General features: G+C 42.7%; 24 protein-coding genes and 1 tRNA gene. 22 read left to right on the plus strand and 3 right to left on the minus strand.

Going from position 1 to position 22960, the window contains the following annotated elements:
* The first annotated feature begins 3 nt into the window (after positions 1 to 3).
* From lspA to gluQRS, 21 genes are all read left to right on the plus strand, one after another.
* Complete coding sequence (lspA, locus tag G7Y37_RS00410; protein WP_206214049.1) at positions 4 to 549, plus strand: signal peptidase II; 546 nt, start codon at positions 4 to 6, stop codon at positions 547 to 549.
* Position 550: 1 nt separating this feature from the next.
* Positions 551 to 1564 (plus strand): RluA family pseudouridine synthase, encoded by a 1014-nt coding sequence (locus tag G7Y37_RS00415; protein ID WP_165060116.1) that lies wholly within the window; start codon positions 551 to 553, stop codon positions 1562 to 1564.
* 115 nt (positions 1565 to 1679) lie between these two features.
* Positions 1680 to 2885, plus strand: coding sequence for a bifunctional phosphopantothenoylcysteine decarboxylase/phosphopantothenate--cysteine ligase CoaBC (coaBC, locus tag G7Y37_RS00420; RefSeq protein ID WP_241155931.1), 1206 nt, complete (start codon positions 1680 to 1682; stop codon positions 2883 to 2885).
* Positions 2886 to 2937: 52 nt separating this feature from the next.
* Positions 2938 to 3014 (plus strand) — tRNA-Pro (locus G7Y37_RS00425).
* Between the two features lie 288 nt (positions 3015 to 3302).
* Positions 3303 to 5219, plus strand: coding sequence for an NADH-quinone oxidoreductase subunit L (locus G7Y37_RS00430; RefSeq protein WP_165060120.1), 1917 nt, complete (start codon positions 3303 to 3305; stop codon positions 5217 to 5219).
* Between the two features lie 9 nt (positions 5220 to 5228).
* The gene (locus G7Y37_RS00435) at positions 5229 to 6134 is read left to right on the plus strand and encodes a complex I subunit 1 family protein (RefSeq protein ID WP_165060122.1); all 906 of its coding nucleotides are present in this window, start codon (positions 5229 to 5231) and stop codon (positions 6132 to 6134) included.
* 11 nt (positions 6135 to 6145) lie between these two features.
* Positions 6146 to 6589 carry an NADH-quinone oxidoreductase subunit B family protein gene (locus G7Y37_RS00440; RefSeq protein WP_165060124.1) on the plus strand — a complete coding sequence of 148 codons (444 nt, stop codon included), beginning with the start codon at positions 6146 to 6148 and terminating at the stop codon, positions 6587 to 6589.
* Between the two features lie 5 nt (positions 6590 to 6594).
* Positions 6595 to 7140, plus strand: coding sequence for an NADH-quinone oxidoreductase subunit C (locus G7Y37_RS00445; RefSeq protein ID WP_165060127.1), 546 nt, complete (start codon positions 6595 to 6597; stop codon positions 7138 to 7140).
* Positions 7140 to 8228: a nickel-dependent hydrogenase large subunit gene (locus tag G7Y37_RS00450; protein ID WP_165060129.1), complete on the plus strand. Its 1089-nt coding sequence runs from the start codon at positions 7140 to 7142 to the stop codon at positions 8226 to 8228. The genes G7Y37_RS00445 and G7Y37_RS00450 overlap by 1 nt, the downstream gene beginning before the upstream one ends.
* 6 nt (positions 8229 to 8234) lie before the next feature.
* Positions 8235 to 8603 carry a 4Fe-4S binding protein gene (locus tag G7Y37_RS00455; protein WP_165060131.1) on the plus strand — a complete coding sequence of 123 codons (369 nt, stop codon included), beginning with the start codon at positions 8235 to 8237 and terminating at the stop codon, positions 8601 to 8603.
* 115 nt (positions 8604 to 8718) lie between these two features.
* The gene (locus tag G7Y37_RS00460) at positions 8719 to 9384 is read left to right on the plus strand and encodes a CDP-alcohol phosphatidyltransferase family protein (protein WP_241155932.1); all 666 of its coding nucleotides are present in this window, start codon (positions 8719 to 8721) and stop codon (positions 9382 to 9384) included.
* Between the two features lie 5 nt (positions 9385 to 9389).
* The gene (locus tag G7Y37_RS00465) at positions 9390 to 11660 is read left to right on the plus strand and encodes a VanW family protein (protein ID WP_206214050.1); all 2271 of its coding nucleotides are present in this window, start codon (positions 9390 to 9392) and stop codon (positions 11658 to 11660) included.
* Positions 11661 to 11677: 17 nt separating this feature from the next.
* Positions 11678 to 12991 carry a phenylacetate--CoA ligase family protein gene (locus G7Y37_RS00470; protein WP_165060135.1) on the plus strand — a complete coding sequence of 438 codons (1314 nt, stop codon included), beginning with the start codon at positions 11678 to 11680 and terminating at the stop codon, positions 12989 to 12991.
* Entirely contained in the window at positions 12992 to 13414 is a 423-nt protein-coding gene (locus G7Y37_RS00475; RefSeq protein WP_165060137.1) for an amino acid-binding protein, read from the plus strand.
* Positions 13404 to 14798 carry a D-alanyl-D-alanine carboxypeptidase family protein gene (locus G7Y37_RS00480; RefSeq protein ID WP_165060140.1) on the plus strand — a complete coding sequence of 465 codons (1395 nt, stop codon included), beginning with the start codon at positions 13404 to 13406 and terminating at the stop codon, positions 14796 to 14798. Before G7Y37_RS00475 ends, G7Y37_RS00480 begins: the two co-directional genes overlap by 11 nt.
* A 48-nt stretch (positions 14799 to 14846) precedes the next feature.
* Positions 14847 to 15281, plus strand: coding sequence for an FHA domain-containing protein (locus G7Y37_RS00485; RefSeq protein ID WP_165060143.1), 435 nt, complete (start codon positions 14847 to 14849; stop codon positions 15279 to 15281).
* 21 nt (positions 15282 to 15302) lie between these two features.
* A complete protein-coding gene (locus G7Y37_RS00490; RefSeq protein ID WP_165060146.1) occupies positions 15303 to 17036 on the plus strand; it encodes a thiamine pyrophosphate-dependent enzyme in 1734 nt (577 codons plus the stop codon).
* Positions 17037 to 17044: 8 nt separating this feature from the next.
* Positions 17045 to 17626 carry an indolepyruvate oxidoreductase subunit beta gene (locus tag G7Y37_RS00495; RefSeq protein ID WP_165060149.1) on the plus strand — a complete coding sequence of 194 codons (582 nt, stop codon included), beginning with the start codon at positions 17045 to 17047 and terminating at the stop codon, positions 17624 to 17626.
* Positions 17626 to 18069: an ACT domain-containing protein gene (locus tag G7Y37_RS00500; protein WP_165060152.1), complete on the plus strand. Its 444-nt coding sequence runs from the start codon at positions 17626 to 17628 to the stop codon at positions 18067 to 18069. The genes G7Y37_RS00495 and G7Y37_RS00500 overlap by 1 nt, the downstream gene beginning before the upstream one ends.
* 3 nt (positions 18070 to 18072) lie before the next feature.
* Positions 18073 to 19470, plus strand: coding sequence for a phenylacetate--CoA ligase family protein (locus tag G7Y37_RS00505; RefSeq protein ID WP_165060155.1), 1398 nt, complete (start codon positions 18073 to 18075; stop codon positions 19468 to 19470).
* Positions 19470 to 20435: a tRNA glutamyl-Q(34) synthetase GluQRS gene (gluQRS, locus tag G7Y37_RS00510; RefSeq protein ID WP_165060158.1), complete on the plus strand. Its 966-nt coding sequence runs from the start codon at positions 19470 to 19472 to the stop codon at positions 20433 to 20435. The genes G7Y37_RS00505 and gluQRS overlap by 1 nt, the downstream gene beginning before the upstream one ends.
* Before the next feature lie 3 nt (positions 20436 to 20438).
* On the opposite strand, the gene G7Y37_RS00515 is transcribed toward gluQRS, so the two are convergent.
* Positions 20439 to 21371, minus strand: a complete 933-nt coding sequence (locus tag G7Y37_RS00515; protein ID WP_165060161.1) for a prenyltransferase — start codon at positions 21369 to 21371, stop codon at positions 20439 to 20441.
* A gap of 4 nt (positions 21372 to 21375) precedes the next feature.
* Positions 21376 to 21939, minus strand: coding sequence for a hypothetical protein (locus G7Y37_RS00520; protein WP_165060164.1), 564 nt, complete (start codon positions 21937 to 21939; stop codon positions 21376 to 21378).
* Positions 21940 to 22057: 118 nt separating this feature from the next.
* Between G7Y37_RS00520 and G7Y37_RS00525 the strand changes: the two genes are divergently transcribed.
* Positions 22058 to 22447: a hypothetical protein gene (locus G7Y37_RS00525; RefSeq protein WP_165060167.1), complete on the plus strand. Its 390-nt coding sequence runs from the start codon at positions 22058 to 22060 to the stop codon at positions 22445 to 22447.
* Between the two features lie 78 nt (positions 22448 to 22525).
* Here the strand turns inward: G7Y37_RS00525 and G7Y37_RS00530 are convergent, their stop codons facing one another.
* Positions 22526 to 22945, minus strand: coding sequence for a hypothetical protein (locus G7Y37_RS00530; RefSeq protein ID WP_165060170.1), 420 nt, complete (start codon positions 22943 to 22945; stop codon positions 22526 to 22528).
* Positions 22946 to 22960 lie beyond the last annotated feature (15 nt).

The raw sequence follows: 22960 nt of genomic DNA on the forward strand, positions 1-22960 counted from the left end.
TAGATGTGTATGAGCTCTTTTAGCTTAAGCAATAATGAAGCAGATAAAGAAGTGTCCGCTAAACGTGGTCGCAATGCGGTTATATTTATTGTTGTAGCCGCATTGCTTTTTATTGCCGACCAGCTTAGTAAGACCATATTTAATGTGTATACCCCGGGGCAGGTTATCGCAGAGCCAATTCCCGGTGTTTTGGGTCTAAAACTTATCCATAACACAGGCGGTGCGTGGGGAATATTTGGCGGTATGACACAAGCGCTGGCTATTTTCTCATTTATTATGTGTGCAGTTATTGTTTTGTATTTGTTTGTAATTGCGCCTTCTTCATCCGCGATGATGGCTGTAGGTTTAGCGCTTGTTTTTGCGGGCGGAGTGGGTAATTTGATAGACCGTATTGCGAATGGCTATGTAATTGATTTTATACAGCTATTGTTCATAGATTTTCCAGTATTCAATGTGGCTGACATAGGCGTTACTTGTGGCATTGTTGTTGTGTTAGTTGCTTTAATGATTGAATCGCGCAGCGATTGTCGAACGAATGGTGCTAATTAAGATGGCGCGTTCAGTATGTCATGTTGCAACAGATGCGGATTGCGGCAAAAGGATAGATTTGCTTTTGGCTGAACTTGGTTTGTATAAAAGCCGCTCGTCAGCCGCTAAAGCAGTATCGAAAAAATGCGTATTAATTTCCGGAAAACCTGCATTGAAAAGCCATGTAGTATGTGTTGGAGACGTTATAGTATGTGAGCTAGATGAAGAAGTCTCTCAGTTTTCAATTATTGGTGAGCCTATTCCTTTAGATATTCGTTTTGAAGATGACGACATGATTGTGCTAAGCAAACCAGCAGGAATGCTTACACATCCCTCTGCCGATCACAACACAGCAACACTGGTGAATGCTCTTATCAATCACTGTGGTTCGCAGAATTTGTGTAATGTTCAGGGTGATAATGATAGACCCGGTATAGTGCACAGACTTGACGGAGACACCAGTGGTCTTATGCTGGCAGCGAAAAGTAACGTTGCTGGCGAAGTGTTAATGGAAGCCATACGAACACGTGAAGTTGATAGACGCTATGTTGCGTTGGTGCATGGAATAATTCCACATGATACAGCCATGATAGATGCTCCTATTGCGCGTCATCCCAGTGAACGCACGCAAATGGCAGTAATAGATTCTCCAAAAGCGCGTGATGCTATAACTACTATTAGAGTGTTAGAACGTTTTTCGGGCAACGCGCACGATAACGGTTACACATTGGTGGAATGTAAATTATTCACGGGCAGAACACATCAAATACGCGTACATATGCAATATGCCGGGCATCCTGTAGTGGGCGATCAGACATATACAACAGGTATGCCGCGAGATAGACGTGCCCAGCTTGGTTTGTCTAGGCAATTTTTGCATTCCTGTTGCATAGCGTTCAATCATCCCATTACAGCTAAGAGCATGTCTTTCCGCGATCATATTCCGACCGATTTAATGGATGCTTTGGAAGCGATTCGAGAAAGATCGCTTGGTGTTACCGATGCGGGGCGCGAGCTTGCCGATATTGTGCAATAGGCTATTTAAGACCGGGAAGGCTACGTTCAGAAGTCGTGCAGCCTTCACTTTGCCTTCACGGTTTCGCTGATGTAATTTAATTGAGTAGGGCTAGCAGTAAAAGGAGATGTACGCAATGAAGATTCTTCTGGGAGTTACAGGTTGTATAGCGGCTTACAAATCTTGCGAAATATTGCGTGCGCTTCAAAAAGCCGGTGCAGATGTGTCGGTTGTTATGACAAAAGCTGCTACTTCATTTGTGGGAGAGCAGACATTTGCCGCGCTTTCGGGGCACTCAGTTGCGCTGAATACATTTGGTAATTTGGATGATGCTATTGTGCATATTAGACTAGCCAAAGAATGTGATGCTTTTTTAATAGCCCCGTGTACAGCCAATATTTTGGCAAAACTTGCGTGTGGTATTGCAGATGATTTACTTACATCGACAGCACTTGCATGCGTGTCACCTATTATTGTGGCACCAGCTATGAACGTGCATATGTATGAAAATGCGGCAACGCAAGAAAATATTAAAAAGTTAAAGGCACGCGGCTTTTATGTGTTAGATCCTAGTAGCGGTTATCTTGCATGCGGAGATGTAGGGGTGGGAAAGTTGCCCGATCCGCAAGACATTGCCGATGCGGCTATTTCCATATTGGAGAAGTCTGTTAAAAATACCAAACTATTAAATGGGCGAAAAGTATTAATAACATCTGGTCCAACTATTGAACCGATAGATTCGGTGCGTTTTATTTCAAATCGTTCCAGTGGCAAAATGGGCGCAGCTTTGGCATTGGCTGCTTTAGAAGCGGGCGCAAATGTTGAGGTTGTTAGCGGACCGGTTTCTGTAGTTTATCCGCAAGGGGCAAAAGTTGTTTCGGTGGAAACTGCACAGCAAATGCTTTATACGACTGAAAACGCATCGCATGATGCAGATATTGTTATTTGTGCGGCTGCTGTGGCAGATTTTAGGCCGGCTGAACAAATGGAAGGAAAGTTGAAAAAGGGTATAGATGATGCGGCGTTGTGTGAGTTACGCATGGTGCGCAATCCAGATATACTAAAAACTCTGGCAGAATCTAAGAAAGACAGTCAAGTAATAATAGGTTTTGCTGCTGAAACCAACAATATTCGCGAAAATGCACTTAGTAAACTTAAATTGAAAAATGCCGACATGATTGTTGCAAACGAAGTGGGTGCAGGCATTGCATTTGGAACCGATAATAACAAAGCTATGTTAGTTACGCGCGCTGGTGTTGAAGAACTAGAGATGATGCCTAAGATAGAACTTGCCCGCCATATAATCAATAAAGCATGCAACTTGTTATCACATTCCTCTTGAAACGATATGATTTTACGCTAGAATAGACAAGCTGCTTTTTCGCAGTAATTTACGGGACGTGGCGCAGTTTGGTAGCGCACTTGACTGGGGGTCAAGGGGTCGCAGGTTCAAATCCTGTCGTCCCGACCATTAAATTTAAAAACCTGAACCGAATTTCCGGTTCAGGTTTTTTAGTGCTATTTGCAAATTACGTATTGAAGAAGAGGGAGTCCTGCCATTCGCGCTTGTTATTACGCCGCTCATATTCAACAGTTCCGATCTAACAAACCCCTCGCCGAACAAATGACTGCTATGTTTCCCGTGAACACTTTCAGCGAAGTCTTAAATAGTAAAGTCATATAAGGAAAACGTTATTCTATACCTCTGAATAACTGTCGGTCATTCCTAGTTTAGGAAAACAAGAAGGGAACATAGCGGATGCAAATCATCGGTTTTCTGATAATCTTCCCGTTGATAGCTGCTTTGGCGCTTTTGCTTATAAGGCAAAATACAGCGCGCAACGTTATAGTCTATATATCTGGAGCAGCTATAGCGTGCGGATCAATAGTTTTAGCAACTACATATATGGGCGCACAAGCTGTCTATTTCGAGTTTGCATCTGAGATTGTTGATTATTTATGTACTGCTGTCAGCTGTATATGTGTTGTTATTATTGTGGCATTTGCGGTTAAGTATAAGAATGTCTTTGCTGCAATATTGGCTTTAATACAAATGGTCGTTGTACTGTATGTTGAATTCTCATTTGCAAGCCAGATGGAAGTGGAATTTGGGCTGTATGTAGATTCTCTTTCCGTAATAATGTCTCTCATAATTGGAATAATTGGTTCAGGCATCTGCGTTTACGCGATAGGCTATATGGAAGATTTCCAAGCGCACGAGCCAGAAACAGCCAAAGATCGCAGACCGACTTTCTTTGCAATAATGTTCATATTCCTATCTGCGATGTTTGCGATAGTTCTTTCGAATAACATGTCTTGGATGTTCACCGCTTGGGAAGTAACAACACTTTGTTCATTCTTGTTAATCGGTTATACCAAAACAGAAGAAGCTATACGCAATGCATTTCGCCAGATCATAATGAACCTAGCTGGCGGCATAGGTTTCATTGTGGCTCTCTGGTTTTGCGCCGCACAGGTAGGCACGCTTTCTTTTGCCGATTTCCTATCTATTGGTATAAACAATCCGCAAATTGTAGCTATACCAATTACTTTCTTAGCATTTGCGGGAATAACAAAAGCGGCTCAAATGCCATTTCAAACATGGCTGCTTGGCGCTATGGTGGCACCTACGCCTACAAGCGCACTATTGCATTCTTCCACAATGGTTAAGGCCGGCGTATTTTTGCTTGTGAAGTTAGCTCCGCTGTTCCTTTTAAACCCAATTGCTTCAGTTATGGTAATGCTTGTGGGTGGCGTTACGTTTTTGCTTTGTTCATTTATGGCTATTTCGCAAAGCAATGCCAAGCGTGTGTTGGCGTATTCAACAATTGCCAACTTAGGTCTTATAACAATGTGTGCCGGTGTTGGCACGCCAGAGGCTGTATGGGCGGCTATTTTCTTAATTGTTTTCCATGCAATAGCGAAAAGTTTGCTATTTCTTTGTGTTGGCACGGCAGAACATCACATCGGTAGCCGCGATATTGAAGACATGGATTTGCTCTTTGAGCGCATGCCGCGTCTAGCTCGTTTAATGATGCTTGGCATAATGTGCATGTTTATCGCTCCATTCGGTATGCTGGTAGCAAAGTGGGCAGCATTGGTTTCGTTTGTGAATATGGACCAAGTGGCGCTTATTTTGATTCTAGCTTTCGGTTCAGCTGCAACGTTTATGTTCTGGGCAAAATGGCTTGGGAAGTTGGCTGGAGTTGCTGGGCAGCCTAAAAATGTTGAACTAGATGTGCATGTAAGCGAATGGATAGCTATTATGCTTATGGCTATCTTATTAGTTTTCGCATGCGTAGCTTTGCCTGTTATATCTGCATATATGGTTGAACCTTATGTGGTAGAGGTTTACGGCTTCTTAGGACAAGACATTTCATTTGATAATTTGTTCATTGCAAGTATCTGTGTTGTTGTAGTTGTGATTGCTCTGTTTGCTGGTCTTGGTCGCTCAAAGGCACGTCAGGTAGATATTTACTTGGCTGGCGTTAGCAAAGATAACGAAAAGCGCGAATTCCAGAATTCACTTTCTGGGCAAACAGTAGCAACAGCTCGGAATTGGTATATGAACGATATATTCGGAGAAGCGCGCATAGCGCCTGTGGGAGTCATATTCAACAGCGTGATAATGTGTTGCGCCATTGTGCTTGCCCTTGTTGGCATCACGCTTATTTAGGAGGCTTTCATGGAATTCTTTGAAGGACTTATCATAACAATTGCAGCAAGCGTGGTGTTTGCTATTGTTGCTCCTATTGTAGGGTGTTTACTCGCCGGTGTCGATCGCGTAATTTCTGCACGTATGCAGGGTAGAGTTGGACCGCCGCTTCTGCAGCCTTACTATGATGTGCGCAAGCTAATGGGCAAAGAAAAGGTGTCTGTTAATACTGTGCAAGGTGCCTATGTTGTGTGTGCTTTTATATTTGCATGTTTAGCGGGTGGAATTTTCTTTTCAGGCGGCAACCTACTAATGTGCGTATTTGTTATTACGCTTTCTAGTCTGTTTTTAATAATGGCTGCATGGTCTAGCAGGTCGCCATATTCTGAGGTTGGAGCATCGCGCGAAACTTTACAAGTCATGTCGTATGAGCCGATGGTGCTTATATTTGCCGTTGCTTTTTATATGGCTACAGCTTTAATTTTGCCGCTAGATGGTTTGGGGTCTTTCAATGTATCTTCAGCATTCATGCTGAATATTCCGGTTATAACTTATGTATGGCCGGTATTCATTGGATTGTTATTTATATTGACAATTAAACTGCGTAAATCTCCGTTCGATTTATCAATGTCGCACCATGCTCATCAAGAAATTGTTCGGGGCATTACTACCGAAATGAGCGGTCCTACGTTAGCTTTAGTTGAAGTACTTCACTGGTGCGAAAATGTACTTTTCCTTGGATGGGTTGGTGTATTTTTCATCTGGGGTACGTGGTGGTCTGTTCTAATTGCTATAGCAGTTGCTTTGGTGGTTTATTTCATTGAAATATTAATTGACAATAATTTCGCTCGTGTGAAGTGGCAGTTTATGCTGAAATCGGCATGGGTGGTTGCACTTATAGGTGGCGTAAATATTGCTGTTCTGGCATACATGTAAGGAGCTCTACTGTGGGATATGCTTCAAAATCGCCATGGGTTATTCATTATGACGGATCAAGCTGTAATGGCTGTGATATAGAGGTACTGGCGACCCTCTGCCCCGGGTTTGATGGTGAGCGCTTTGGCGTTATAAACACAGGAAACCCGAAACATGCCGATATATTCCTTGTTACCGGGTCGGTAAACGAGCAAAACATAAGTGTTGTTCGTGAGATATACGACCAGATGATAGAGCCAAAAGTGGTAGTGGCTTGCGGAATATGTGCCTGCACAGGAGGCATTTTCAAAGACTGCTACAACGTAATTGGCGGTGTGGATCAGGCAATTCCTGTAGATGTTTATGCTCCCGGATGCGCTGTTCGCCCCGAAACGCTTATAGATGCAATTGTTAAAGGCGTAGCCGTTTTGGATGAAAAAGCTGCCAGTCTTAAAGCAACCGAGAAGGCGAGGTAGGGCAGATGGAATTCAAGCAGAGTTTTGAAGAACTTGCTGCGCAGGATGTGCATGCAGAGGCGCAACGCCGTAAAGATAGCGGCTGGCGCTATGTTCAAATATTAGCTGTGAATTTAGATAACGGAGTTGATGTAATCTATTCGTACATGCTAGATGGCAATTTGCAAAATCTTGTTGTTAAGGATATGCCTCGCGATGGGCAACTTGAATCTATTGGCGATATTTTTCTAGAGTCTTTTGTTTGCGAAAACGAAATACACGATTTGTTCGGTATATCGTTTACGGGTATGCCGATAGATTTTCATGGAAAATTTTATAGATTATCTTGCGATAAGCCGATGACGATAATTTCTCCCGAGCAGCTTGCGCGTCGCGAAAAAGAAGCAAAGGCAAAAGCTGTGGCAGCTGCCAAGAAAGAGAAAGACGCTCAAAACGCATCCGATGCTGACATGGAGGCGAAACTAGCTGCTATGGATCCTGAAAAAGCTGCAAAAGTTCGTGCTGCTATGGAAGCAAAGCGTGCCAAAGCTGCGCAAAAGGAGGCTGAATAATGGGAAAGGCAACCGTTATACCTTTTGGTCCTCAGCACCCAGTGCTACCAGAGCCGCTACATTTAGATCTTGTAGTAGAAGATGAAACCGTTGTTGATTGTATTCCTCAAATTGGTTTTGTTCACCGTGGGCTTGAAAAGCTAGTTGAGACACGCGATTACAATCAATTCATTTATGTAGCAGAGCGTATATGCGGTATATGCGCTATGGGTCATTCGCTTGGATATGCCGAAACTGTAGAAAGCCTAATGAATGTAGAAGTGCCTAAGCGGGCACAATATTTACGTGTAATTTGGCATGAACTTTCTAGGATACATTCTCATTTGCTTTGGTTGGGTTTAGCAGCTGATGCATTTGGCTTTGAAAGTATGTTTATGCATTGTTGGCGACTTCGCGAACGTGTTTTAGATATATTTGAAAAGACGACAGGCGGACGCGTAATATTGTCTGTAGTGTCGGTTGGGGGCGTTGTCCGCGACATGGACTCTGCTACGCTTCAGTGGATCTGTGAAGTGCTAGACGGAATAAAAGATGAGTACAGCAAAATTATGAAAACTCTTCTAACTGATTATTCAATCAAGAATAGAACAGTTGGAGTTGGTTTTATTTCCAAGGAAGAGGCTGTAAATCTTAGTATTGTTGGTCCATTTGCGCGCGCTTCAAACGTTAACTATGATGCGCGTTTGTTTGGCAGAGGCGCCTATGGCGATTTGTCCGATTTCCAGCCAATCTTAGATGCGCAGGGAGATTGCTATGCACGCGTTAAGGTACGTTGTTTAGAGGTACTTCAGTCTATCGACATCATAAAAGAGCTAAGTGCAAAAATTCCTGAGGGCGATATTGCGGTTAAAGTAAAAGGCAATCCGGAAGCGGGTGCGCAGGCATCAAATGTTTTAGAGCAGCCCCGTGGCGAATGCTATTACTATGCTAGAGGGAATGGCTCGAAATATCTTGAACGTATGAGGATGAGAACGCCAACATCTCAGAATTTAGCCGGCATGACCGTTGCTCTTAAAGGGTGCGATTTGGCAGACGTTAACATGATAATACTGACAATCGATCCATGTATTAGCTGCACGGAAAGGTAGAGTGTCGTGGGAAGTTTCAAATTAGGTGGTATGACTTTCGGGTCATTATTCAAAAAGCCCGAAACTCTGCTTTATCCAGTTCAGACAAAAGAGCCTTACGCTTGTCAGAAGGGTCATGTCCTCAACAATGTTGAGGAATGCATATTGTGTGGCATGTGCCAGCGCGTATGCCCCTGTAATTGCATTGTGGTTGACAAGAAAATACGACGTTGGGTAATTGATCCATTTTCTTGCGTGCAATGCGGAAGCTGTGTTCGGGCGTGTCCTACGAAATGTTTAAGCATGCAACCACAGTGTACGCCTGCTGGGGATGCGAAATATAGCATTGACTTAGATGTTCCCGACAAAAAGGCTGCTAAACAGGAACAAGCATAATGTATTCAGTGTGATGTTTGGCAAGATAAAATCGCTTATCTTCAATATTCTTCTTTTAGCTGCTAGAATGACCTGAATTGGCTCATATCAGATTGTTTAAGCTACGAATTGGGGTATGAAAACAAGAATGGTCGAACAGGGCGTTGTCGCAACGGAGGAACAGGTAAGTAATAAGATTTTTACTGTACCTAATGTAATCTCGTTTGCGAGACTATGTCTTGTGCCGGTTTACTTTTTTGTACTTTTTGCTGGATACAATATTGCAGCTACTATTATTTTTGCTTTTGCAGCTGCTACCGATTTTGTAGATGGGCAAGTTGCGAGGCGCACTCACTCTGTTTCGAAATTGGGCAAGTTATTAGATCCTGCTGTTGACACTATTCTTATGATAAGCGGTGTAGTGGGTGCTTTTGCTATAGGAAATTTACCCCTATGGATTATGGTTCTCATTTTTGCCAGAGAACTATTTCTGCTCATTGGCGGTTCTGTGTTACTGTCAAAATTTGGTATAAGTGTTGCAGTTATTTATCCGGGTAAATTTGCTACAACATTTTTATTCTTCGGACTAGCCGGATTGCTGCTAAATACGCCTCTTGTTCCGGGGCTAGGTCTATTTAGCGTTTCATGGCTTCCGGGTTTTGGCATTGAACCTGTTTCTTGGGGAATATGGTGTGTCTACATTGGGCTTGCATTGCAAATTGGGGTCACAGTTTATTACTGTATTGTGGCGTGGAAGAAATTGAACAATGCGCTTCATGCAGATAATGTAAAGGCAAGTTGATTCTTGTGGATGATAGATATCGTCGTACAAGACAGCAAAATCGCACAACAAGAACTAGCGCTTCGCGTCAAAGTGTAAGTCGAAATACTAGTCGTCCTGCAGCTTCATCTTCATCGCGAACTAGAAATTCGGCACCAACACGAACGCGGGCAAGTCAATCAACCGCACGCCAATCGGGTGCTATGCCGCGTTCATCTTATGAATCACCCAGAAGATCTACTTCATCTTCTAGATATGGTTCGCATTATTCTTCAACGTCTTCTTATAGATCGCAATCATCTGCACCTAGACATTTAACATCTACCACTAAAAGAAAGCATGCCGCTAATACCAAAAAATCTGGTTCAAACAGGACAGGAAATATATTTTCTGCGCTATGGAAAAAAAGTCGCATAGCGTGTATTGCGGTTATTCTTGTTCTGATTGGAGTTGTTGGTTTTGGAATAGATAGCATCATTTCAGCTGGACATATTAGATATGGCGTTCAAATAGGCGAAGTTGATGTCTCTGGAATGACGACGCAAGAGGCGCAAGATACTGTCAATGCAAAATACGCTGACAATCTGCAGGCAACCACCGTATTTATCTTTGATAGTGAGGAAACAGAACAATCAGCCAATATTGATGAGCTCTTACTAGAAGAGGAAGCATTAGCTGAGCAAATATCGCTTGAAGATTCTAGGTCTTCAAAGCAAATGTGGAGAGCAAATGCGGAATCGCTAGGGGCTAGTGTCCCAACAGATGAACTTGTCCAACAAGCGCTAAATGTTGGACGCAGTTTCAACATAATAGATAGACTATCGGCTGCCATATTCGGGTGGGACATTCCCGTATACTTAAATTTCAGCGACGAAAATTTAAGAAAACTGCTTGAAGATATTGATTCTTCATTAGGTCAGATCAGGGTTGATTGGAATATAGAAGTAGAAGACGGTGTGGCAAAAACCACCCCGGGCAATGACGGAAACATGATAAACGAAGCGGAATTTCGCGAAGAAATTACCGAAAAGTTTTTAGCTGATGCTGCCGAGCGTCAAACTATGGTTGCAAAACTCGTTTTTACTCCTATGCGAATTGATGAGCAGGCTGCTCAAAGCACCTGCGACGCTGTAAATTCCGCTATAAAAGATGGTGCTACGTTTGCATATGATGGCAATACATTAGAAACATCGGCGGATATGATGGGTGATTGGGTTTCTACCGATGTAGTAGCGCGTGGCGATGCTTATTTTCTTTCGCCATATTTCAACTTAGATGATGCATCGAAATCCATAGCTTCTTCACTCACCGAGGGAGAAACCGGAAACGATATAGCTGTAAGTTTTCAGGTATCAGGCGACAGCGTAAGTGTTATTCCTGATGCACCTGTTGTTATACCGTCGGTAGACAGCGCGGTAAAAACTCTTGACAGCAACCTATTTGGAGCGTTTCGTGAAAATGGTGCATACGAACAACGCGGCACTAGATTTGATATTCCTATAGATACAGCTATTGTTGAAGGACCGTTTACCTTTGATGAAGCATATGCCAATGGGGTTATCACACGTATATCGCTTTATACAACAAGCTATACGAATACGAAATCTACGCAGAATCGTAACTCGAATATTCGTCTGGCAGCAGACTATCTGCAAAACTCTGTCATAGGGCGAAATGGTGGTACTTGGTCTTTTTCGGCGTTGGTAGGGGAATGTACTCCGGAAAAAGGCTATAAAGATGCGAACAACATTGTAAACGGCGAAATAGTTGCTGCGCCCGGTGGAGGGGTCTGTCAGGTATCAACAACGGTATTCAATGCTGTATACGAATCTGGTTTTCCGGTAAATGAGCGCCATAATCACTCGCTTAGAATGAACAGTTATCCCGATGGTCGCGATGCTGCCATAGCGTATCCGGTGAAAGACCTAAGATGGACAAACGATTCAGGTTCTGATGTATTGCTTCGAACCAGCTATACAGATACTACTGTATCTGTTGCGCTTTATGGGGTTTCTCCGGGTTATTCTGTAAAGTCGTATACCGCCGATTGGGTGGAGGGTGAAAAGTTCAAAACCAAAGTGAAGGTTGATGATACTAAACCAGAAGGCTATAAGAAAACAGAAACTATGGGCACTAATGGCGTAAGCATATACGTAACACGTACAGTAACCGATGAAAATGGGAACGTAGTGCGCAAAGACCGCTTTGATTCCGTATACTCACCAGTGAACAAGGTTATAGTGACTGGTCCAAATACCCCAGTCGATCTTGATCAAGAGTCACAAACTAGCACGTAGTATTTAGGAGGACATGCATGGGCGAGTATTTTCAACCCGAAATTGAGACTATGCCGCGCGAAAAATTGCGCGAGCAGCAACTTGAAAATCTGAGATGGAGCGTGCGTCATGCGTATGACAATGTTGACCTTTACAGGCAGCGCTTCGACGATGCAGGTGTTTCTCCTGACGATATTCAAACTCTTGAAGATATTCAGAAGTTTCCTTTTGTAGTGAAGCAAGACATGCGCGATGCGTATCCATTCGGTATGTTTGCGCTAGAAAATAAAGATATTGCACGTATCCATGCATCTTCTGGAACAACTGGGCAGGCAACAGTAGTTGGTCACTCAAGACGCGACTTAGACAATTGGGGAAATTGCTTTGCTCGCGGTATTGCTATGGTTGGCGGCTCCGAGAAGTCTACTATACAAGTGTCGTATGGATATGGCTTATTTACAGGCGGTCTTGGAGCACATGATGGTGGCGAGGCTATGGGTTGTACAGTTATCCCCACTTCTTCTGGCAACACAAAACGTCAAGTTCAGATGATGCGCGACTGCGAAACCGACATTTTGGCGTGCACTCCGTCGTATGCACTCTTAATAGCCGATACAGCAATAGAGATGGGCTACAATCCTGCCACTGAATTTAAGATTTCGGGTGGCATATTTGGTGCGGAGCCTTGCTCTGAGAACATGCGTCAAGAAATATCTGACAAACTTGGTATTCAATATTGCGACGTATACGGCTTATCCGAAATAATGGGACCGGGCGTGGCAATGGAATGCAAAGAGCGCGGAGGTCTGCATATTGCAGAAGACCAGTTCTATTGCGAAATTGTAGATCCTGATACCGGTGAAGTTCTTCCCGATGGTGAATGGGGAGAGCTGGTTATAACCACACTTACACGCGAATGCAGCCCCATGATTCGCTACAGAACACGCGATGTTACTCGCATTATTAGCGAACCGTGTGCTTGTGGTCGCACGCATCGCAAAATTGATCGCTTGCGTGGTCGCACTGACGATATGCTTATTATTCGTGGTGTGAATGTATTCCCAAGCCAGATCGAGCAAGTTATAACTGCGTTCCCCGAAATTGCTACGCAGTATCAGATTATTCTTACAAACAAAGGACCACTTGACTCTATAGAGCTTCAGGTGGAAACTGAACCTGATTTCCAAATAGACGAAGTGCGTAAGCTAGAAGATTTGAAAGCAAGATTGCAAGCTGAGCTTAAGAGTAATTTGCAAGTGAACGTGAATGTAAAAATCGTTGAGCCTAAGACTATTGAGCGATCAATGGGGAAGGCGAAGCGAGTTATCGACCTTAGAGGTCAGGAGGCGTAGATGGTATCTCAGTTAAGCATTTTCCTTCAGAATGAGAAGGGGCATTTATCGAAAGCTGTTTCAACCATTGCTGATGCCAATATCAATATGCATGCTCTATATTTGGCTGACACTCAAGATTTTGGCGTAGCGCGCGTTTTTTGTGACACACCAGATGTAGCTGCCAAACTTCTAACAGATGCAGGTTTTAAGGCTTCGGTGACTCCTGTAGTAGCCGTTCGGATTCCTAATGAACCGGGTGGATTGGCGCGTCTTTTGCGCTTCTGTGACGACTCTGACATGAATATTGAATACGCCTATTGTTTCGCTGTTAAAGATGAAAGTGCAATAGATGTACTCAAGATAAACGGCGAAGATGTTGAACAGAAATTAAGAGACGCGAATTTTGACATCGTGGAGCATGGCGAGATATATGCCATCTAAAATAAGCTCTGTCGTTCATAAATCCTGTACAGAATGCGTGCGCTCTATAGCGTGCGCATTCATGCTATGTTTCGCCCTTATATTTTCTATATCTATACCTACAACTGAAGCTTTAGCGGAAGTAAAAAGTAGCGATTGGATTTGCAGTTCATCAGTTGCTGAAAGATCGTTAAGCGCGTCTCTATGCCCTTCAATTGAAGCTGAACATGCGATATTAGTTGACCCAGATGGTAAGGTTTTATTTGCGCGAGGTGCTTATGATCGCGCCAACATTGCTTCTATTACAAAGGTTATGACCGCAATTGTTGCGCTAGATATTGCTCCGCTAGATACAAAAGTAACGGTTACGCAAGATGCGGGTAGTGTTGGAGAATCTAGCGCTAGGCTTCTTGTGGGAGATGTGCTTAGTTTAGAGAATGCCCTTAAAGCACTAATGATTCCATCGGGAAACGATGCGGCTTTGGCTATATCTGAAAGCCTTGGCAAAAGCATCTTGGGAGCTAAGAGCGATGAAGATGGCAATGCGGCATTCGTAAAGAAAATGAACGAAATGGCTCAAAGTATAGGGTGCACAGATACCGTTTTTGAAAACCCACACGGGCTTGATTTTGATAAATATGCAGGCGATCTTCATTCTACTGCTGCCGATGTGGCGAAAATGGTTGCTTACGCTATGCAAAATGAACTATTTCGTTCGATAGTAGATATGAGTTCGGCGCAAATTCCTGTTGAAAGAGGTGGCGCTACCACAACTGTAGAAGTTCTAACCACCGACTTACTGCTTGGTAATTACGAGGGCGCATGTGGTGTCAAAACGGGATATACGGAACTTGCGGGTGCTTGTTTTGCAGGAGCGTGCAATAGGGGAGATGGATACATTTATGCAATAGTGTTAAATTCACCTTCCGAATCGCAGCGTTTTACCGATACAACTACTCTTTTCAATTGGTATTACAAGTATAAAACCGATTATAAATTGGCTAACAGCGAAGAGATTGTAAGCGCCAATATAGGAAGTGCGACTGAAGTTCCCGTAGTTGCAAAAGTTGCTCTTTCTGGATGGCTAGACAAAACAGTAAACGCCACATTTGCAAACCCCGATGCTACGGTTCGCATTTTTGAATTAAAAGGTAACGTCAGTCAAAGTTTTGAGTTTTTTGATGTTGGCGGTTCGGTTGAAGTAGGCGAAGTTATAGGAAAAGCCTATTTTTGGCAACATAACGAACTAATAGCCGAACAAGACATTGTTTCTTGTGAAAAGGTTGAACCTCCGGGTGTTTTAGATACGCTGCACATAGGTTGGGAGAGATTTTTAAGTTTATTCACCGGGGCAAGTACAAGTGCCAAGTCGATTATCCTTAACGATACTCCGATAATTCTTTAAAAGGTTTAGACTGTTATAAATACTTTTACCGCTTGATAGGAATTTATAATGAGCGACAAATGCCCGGTTTGCCAATCGCAAATTACCCCAAGGGATAACACTTGCCGTGTATGCGGATTTAACCTTATTGGTAAAACCAGCCGCTTTCAGCCGGTGCCCTCTCAGCCGCTTGAAGCCAACAATAATGAACGCACCGGGCGAGCATCTCTGCGCACCATTCGCGGATTGCAAGTAGGTGTGTCGTATACACTTTCTCAAAGTCTTACATCTATTGGTCGAGATCCGAAATGCACTATATTCTTGAACGATATGACTGTTTCGCGCGCACATGCCACCATAACTCGTGAAGATGATTGCTATGTTATACGCGACAATGGATCATTTAACGGCGTGTGGGTTAACAATATGAATGTTGAAGCAAAAACACTACAAGATGGCGATGTGATACAAATCGGGTCATTCGCTTTTGTTTTTGAAAATTAGTACGGCGGTATTGGAGAGCATATGGAACTTCTTTCTGGAAATGAAGCTATTGCACAAGGCGCTTGGGAGGCGGGGGCAACAATAGGCGCAGCTTACCCGGGTACTCCATCTACTGAGACTATGGAGGCATTTGCGCGAAAACCAAATGTGTATGCTGAATGGTGCACTAATGAAAAAGTGGCTGTAGAAGTTGCATTGGGAGCATCGGCTGCAGGGGCGCGTACATTAGTAACTATGAAGCATGTCGGTGTGAATGTTGCTGCTGACCCTCTTTTTACAGCTGCATATACCGGTGTTGGTGGCGGTATGGTTGTACTTGTGGCAGACGATCCCGGGATGTATTCATCGCAAAATGAGCAAGATTCGCATTACTATGCACAGGCAGCTCATATTCCTATGCTAGATCCGTCAGATTCTCAGGAAGCACTTGATTTCACAAAAGAAGCCTACTCTCTTTCTGAGCGCTTTGATGTACCTTTCTTTATTCGTTCTACTGTTCGTATATCTCATACACGCACAACGGTGGAAACGGGTGAGCGTATTTCTGAAAATGATATTAAGGGATATGAAAGCGACCCTAGCAAGTGGGTTATGATGCCTGCATTTGCAAAGCCGCGTCGCAAAGTACAACTAGAGAGAATAGATGCGCTGCGTAAGTGGGCAGACGAATGCAGTTTCAATAAACGAATCGATGGCGTGCAAGCTCTTGGAATAATTTGTTCAGGTGCGGTTTACCAACATGTATTGGAAGCGCTGCCACAAGTATCTATTCTAAAATTAGGCGTAACATGGCCGCTTCCAGAAAAAACTATTAAGGAATTTGCAGATAAAGTTGACGCACTTTATGTAATAGAAGAAGCGTCTACTTACTTAACAGATGCCGTAAGAGCATTAGGTGTCAAGGTTAGCAAACCGCCCTATTCAATTTCTTTGGCAGGCGAACTTACGCCCGGTTTAATAAAAAACGCCTTTAATGGATTAGCATCTCTAAATCATTCTAATATTGATGGTCTTCCGGCAAGACCTCCGGCATTGTGCCCGGGATGTCCGCATAGGCTGGTGTTTCGGGAATTAAAGCGCCTGAAAGCTATAGTTACAGGCGATATAGGATGCTATACACTTGGCGCGCTGCCTCCTTTAGCGTGTATGGATACATGCGTAGACATGGGCGCTTCTGTTTCCATGGCTCACGGGTTTGAGTTGGCACTAGGTACCTCTGAGCACAGACCTGTTGTTGCGGTAATAGGCGATTCCACATTTGCGCATTCAGGGCTTAGTTCTCTTATTTCTACTGCATACAATAAGGGTGCAGGTACTGTCTGTATTCTTGACAACAGAACAACTGCGATGACTGGTCGGCAAGGTAATCCATTTAATGGGAAGACTCTACAGGATAGACCTAGTCGTGAATTAGACATAGAAGGCATTATATCTGCGCTGGGGATTGATAATGTAAATCTTGTAGATCCTAACGATATGATGGCTGTCAGAAGTGCATTAAAAGAGGCTACTTCTAATACAGATAGGTTGGATGTAATAATATTTAGAAGCCCTTGTGTGCTGTTGTCGCGTATCAAGAATAAACCTTATGTAGTAACTAACTGCACTGGATGCGGCGTTTGTCTTACATTGGGTTGCCCTGCTATTGGTAAACAGGTTGAAAGCGGGCTTGCTTATATTGATACCGAATTATGCATAGGATGCAATCAGTGTGCGCAATACTGCCGTTTTGATGCCATTGTGCAGTCAGAATAGAGGTAATAATGTCTACTAAAGTGCTACTTTGTGGTGTTGGTGGTCAAGGAACAATATTGGCTGCGCATGTTCTAGCGCAGACTGCGTTGTGTTGTGATCAGAATGTTAAAGTTTCAGAAATACACGGCATGGCACAGCGCGGGGGCGCTGTAACTACCGATGTTGCGTTTGGTGAGCATGTTGAATCGATGGTGTGCGATTCTGGCTCGGCTGATATCGTTGTGTCTTTTGAACTTATTGAAGCTTTGCGTAATCTTCCAATGCTAAAGAATGGCGGCAGAATTATTTCAAATAAAGAAATCATTAAACCTGCATCGGTATTAACGGGAAAAGCTTCTATGCCGCACAATATACAAGAAGAGCTTTCAAAAGCCAATGCGTTGCTTGTACCTGCGCACGACATAGCTCTAGAGGTTGGCAATGCTAAAACATCGAATATGGTTATGCTCGGCGCGCTTTCTGCGCTATTAGATTTCGATGTGTCTGCTTGGGAAAAAACAGTGCAAGATTTCGTGCCACCAAAAACCATCGAAGCTAATATAGCGGCTTTTAGAGCAGGTAGGGCATCTATTGCAGAGAAGGTGATGTAATGACAGTTTCGCAAATAAGTGTTTTTGCTCAAAGTAAGCCGGGGCATTTGGCGCGAGTGCTTAATGTTTTTGAGGCAGCTGGTGCTAATGTCCGTGGATTTGCAGTATCTGATACAGGAGAATTTGGCATAACGCGCTTTATTTTAGATAGACCAGATATCGCCTGCGATGCGCTTAAACGCGAAGGGTTTGCCTATATCGAAACACAAGTTCTCTGCTTAAAACTTGAAGATAGACCGGGTGAATTAGCGCGCGTTATAAGTCTTTTGGCAGAGCGCAATGAAAACGTTTTGTATAGCTATTCCATGATTTCTACTTATATTATTCTGGCTACAGATAATATAGAAGAGACGAAAGAAATACTGAAAAACGCAGGTCTTAGAATTATTACACAAGCCGATATAGAAAAAGCAAATGCCATACATGCAGGAAACGAGGATTGAGCGATGCCAACAAGCAGTACAAACGAATTAAACAGTAAAGGTGTATCGCAAAAGCAAGCTTTATTTGAGGCAATTAAACAAAAAGATTTTGCTTCGTTTCCTATTTTTGATCGCGGTATAGAATGCATGCCGCGCAATCAATTACGAGAACTCCAACTTAAAAAGTTGCAAGATCAGGTGGCATATACCTATAAAAATGTTGCATACTATCGCGATTTGATGGATAAAAGTGGGGTATCTCCTGCCGATATAAAAACTCTTGACGATGTTCGCAAGCTTCCTTTTACCGACAAAACTGCCCTGCGCGATACGTATCCTTATGGGTTATTCGCGGTTAATATGGATGAGATTATTGAAATCCATGCATCTTCTGGCACTACAGGTAAGCCGATAGTGGTCGGATACACTCGTGAAGACATGCAAGTTTGGAGTGATTGCATAGCCCGACTTGTGCAAATGGCGGGAGTTGTTCCCGGCGATATTGCGCAGATGGCTTTCGGGTACGGTATGTTTACGGGCGGATTTGGTTTGCATTACGGTTTACAAAAACTGGGATGCGCAATGATTCCGGCTGGCTCTGGCAATACCGAGCGCCATATCAACATGATAAACGACTATGGCACCACAGTGTTAATTGCTACACCTTCATATGCTATGCATATTTGCGAAGTAGGGGAGAAGATGGGATTTGATTGGGAAAAATCTTCTCTTCGAATTGGTCTTTTTGGAGGGGAGCCATGCCCTCCTGCTCTAAAAGCAGAAATTGAAAGCCGGATGCATATTGTATGCACCGATAATTATGGTTTAACAGAAGTTATGGGTCCCGGTGTTTCTGGTGAATGTTTAGCGAACAGATTCCAGCAGCATATTGCTGAAGACCATTTCTTATGGGAGGTTGTGGACCCGCAAACTGGTGAGCCTGTATCTGAGGGCGAAGAAGGCGAACTTGTTTTGACACCCTTAGATAAACGGGGAATTCCTGTGCTTCGCTACAGAACGCACGATTTGACACGTGTTACTTGCGAGGAGTGTGAATGCGGTAGAACTCATGCGCGAATGGACAAGGTTCGTTCACGCTGTGATGATATGCTAATTATTCGCGGAACAAATGTCTTCCCAAGCCAAATAGAGGATGTACTTGCCGGAATAGAAGAGGTAACACCGCATTACCACATTATCGTTGAAACTGTTAATGGTATGGATTCACTTACTGTAGAGACAGAAGTACGCCCTGACAAAATGACTGACTCTTTTGAAAAGATGGATGCTATGCGCCGTCGAATTGCCGAAAAACTAAAAGGTACACTTTTGGTCGGTGTTAATGTTCGACTGGTAGAGCCGGGCGGAATTGAACGCACGATGGGCAAAGCTAAACATATAGACGATTTGCGCAATGCTTGATGAATAGTTGTGGTGTCTCATTTACAGATAAACGTGTAGTTGGTCGGTTCGCGCCTTCTCCTACAGGCAGGATGCATGCAGGCAATATTTTTGCTTATTTAATGGCATGGCTTGCTGCTAAAAGCCGTGGGGGAGATGTTTTATTGCGTATTGAAGATATTGACGAGTCTAGATCGCGCACAGAATATGCCGACGCAATAATGCGCGATCTAGAATCTTTAGGCCTGTATTGGGATGGGACTCCCGTATATCAAAGTTCTCGCAAACAGTTTTATCGCGATGCTCTAAATGAGCTGATAGCTTCTGATAATACCTATGAATGCTTCTGTACAAGAGCAGAGGCAAATATACAATCGGCTCCACATTCAGGAGAAGAGAGCGGATATAAAGGCACTTGCAGGCATCTTTGCGAAACTGAACGCAAAAAACGAATATTAGAGGCATCTGCGCATGATAGAAAGCCATCACTTAGATGCAGGGTAGTAGATTCGCGTATTTGCTTTGTCGATATATTTCAGGGCGAACAAGCAGGAACCCTACAAGCTGGATACGATGATTTTATACTGCGTAGAAGCGATAACCTATTTGCGTATCAATTGGCTGTTATAGTTGACGATGCGCAGTTTGGTATAAATTGTGTTGTTCGTGGCTACGATCTTTTAACATCTACAAAAAGACAAATATATTTACAAAGTTTACTTGGCTATGAAAAACCTACATATGGACATGTGCCATTACTTGTTAATGAAGATGGAAGACGCTTATCAAAGCGCGATAAAGATGCTTCGCTAGATTGCATGATTGACACTTACAAATCGACTGAAGCCGTTTTAGGTCATATCGCGTATATTACAGGCATTACAGAATGTGACGAACCAACTACGCCTGAACAGCTGCTAAGCTGTTATAACGAGCATGAATTGGGTAAGCATTTCAAAGAATGCCCCAATATTATTTACAGCTAATGCTTAAAGGATTAGCTGAACATTTGAAGCAAATACTGCAACAGCATAAAAAGTGCCTAGCACAATATTCATGTTACATACAGCTGCCATAGCTCCTACGCGAACCTTAGGTTCTAATGGACTAATGAACATTTTTGAAATTATTGGATAAAGAGCCAACAGCATGAATGGTAAAACAATAATTCCCGAAGGAAACCAAATACCCACAATTAATACTGTTGATATAACAGATATTGCGATTAGGGTTTTATAAAGAGTGCGCGCACGTAAGCGTCCAAGTATTACGGGAAGGGTTTTTCTTCCAGCTGAGATATCTTTTTCTATGTCGCAGGTATTATTTGTCATCATAATAAGACCGATGTTGATAATAAGCGGAATAGACCAAACCAGTATCATCCAATTAAGACTATCGGTAAGCACATAAAACGAAGCAAGGGGAATTAAACCACCCATTGTAATACCGCTTATTGCTTCTCCAATTGGCAGGTAAGATATGGGTGTTTTTCCACCCGAATAAACAACGACAATAAAAGCGCCCACAATAGCAATGACAAGTGGAATCCATCCAGATGATACGATGCAATATATACCTAAAAGAAATGCGACTATAAGAAAGGCTATTGCTAAAGCAAGTGCACTTTTAGGGTTGATATTGTTGTACACCAATACAGCGTCGCTTTCTTCAACATTGTCATTTTTTGAATCTGCACCTTTTACGAAATCAAAGTAATCATTGAATGTATTAACTGATGATTGCATTAATACAACGGCAATCAATAGGGCAATTGTTAGTGAAACTGACAGAAAACCTTGCATTGAGTATGCAAACGCAATGCTTAGAAGTGCGGGCATAATAGAAGCTGCCCAAGTGTGTGGTGCCGCCAGCAATAATGCATCTTTTGGATGCAGATGTCTTTTATCGTTACTTAGAGCCATATCATCAATTCGACATTAGCGCTGCTGCAATATCTTCAGAAGCGTTAGAAACGGGTTCCCATACATTATCTACTTTTTCAAAAGATATTTCGATGGGTTCGGTTTGCCTTACTTCTACATCTTTAAGTGTATCTAAAATTGTTTTACCGAATGCTTTGTCAAGTTCATCTGTAGACATTTTAGCTATTGATGCATCAGCTTTCATAGCATCCGTTGCTTCTTGTAAAGCTTTTTCATATTCGGTGAAACTTTTACATGTAAGTACAACTGTTGCAACCGCATTGTCGCCATCAACAGCTACATTTTGAATTAAATAATCGAAATCATCAAAGTATGCCGCCATGAAATCGTGCTCAGAAACACCGTATTGCGCAAGGGAGTCAATATCCATTCGGGAAGCAAAATTTGCTGTTTCAGAACTGTCTATATTTTTATAGCCGTCTAAGCGGTTTGAGATGGATTGTTCTATTGCCTCTTCATCGGTTTGATATGAACAACCTACCAAGAGAAATGCGAACATGGCAAAACAAGTTACGCATAAGATGAGTCTAGAAATTCTGTTTACCATAAAATGCTCCTATAGAATTGCTTACTAAAAAGATACGCGATTGTGCGAAGACTGTCCATAAAACAAATTATGGTAGTTATAATCAAAAAAACGCTACTGATATGTTTAGGAATCTTAAATGAAAAAACTTGCAGGGGAGCTGTCAAAAGTAATAAGTAATTTAGATGGCGATGCTGGTAAATTCATGCGTATTGCACGCAATAACGATTGCTATAAACAAGCGGTTAATACTATATGGAATAAAAACGCTGCATGTTTAATTCTGGAAAATACCAATGCCGTTTATATACGTGAAGATCCAGCGCCCCGAAAGGGACCGGATAAAGATAAACCGTACATAGTCTGTGAAGTTTGCAGTCAAGATTCTATGGTGCGTTCAGAATTAGATACACACAGAGAGTTGTTACATCTTGAATTGCGTAAACTTGGCTTAAATTTTGAAGAGTTGCGAATAAAGCCGTCGCGTGGGGCAATGCGATCGCGTCATCCGTTCAAGGCGAAAAATTAGCTTATTAGGGGCATTAAGCAGGATATTAATTAAGTTTACATAACATTTATTATCAGCCATTTATACAAATAGGAAAGACTAGTCCCACACAGAATTAGAACCAGAAGAAGTTGATGCGCTTGAGAAATTCATTGCCTCTGTAAGCTTAGTAATATCACCGCTTTGCAGAAATTCAATAAACGCTGGCAATATGATAATTATAGAAATTGCGTTCAACACAATTGAAACAATACTTACCGAGATGCCAATTATCGCTTGGCGTTTCAAATTATTTGCAATGGCACTAGGTTCAGATAACTTTTCTATTGCAGCACGTATTTTGCTAAGAGCCACTATGCCACAAATTAACGCCACAATACCTAGCGGTAAACCGCCGATAACCAACGATACAGGAGATGCAATAATTGTAATTGTTACCAGTGTTTGAGCTGATGCTAATTGGTGGTTTGCAAAAGCTCTTGATTCGTCATCTGGTGTGTTGCTGTATTCCGGCTGCATATTTTCACCTGCTAT

The organism is Adlercreutzia sp. ZJ154 (assembly GCF_011039055.1).
Classification (GTDB): Bacteria; Actinomycetota; Coriobacteriia; order Coriobacteriales; family Eggerthellaceae; genus Adlercreutzia_A.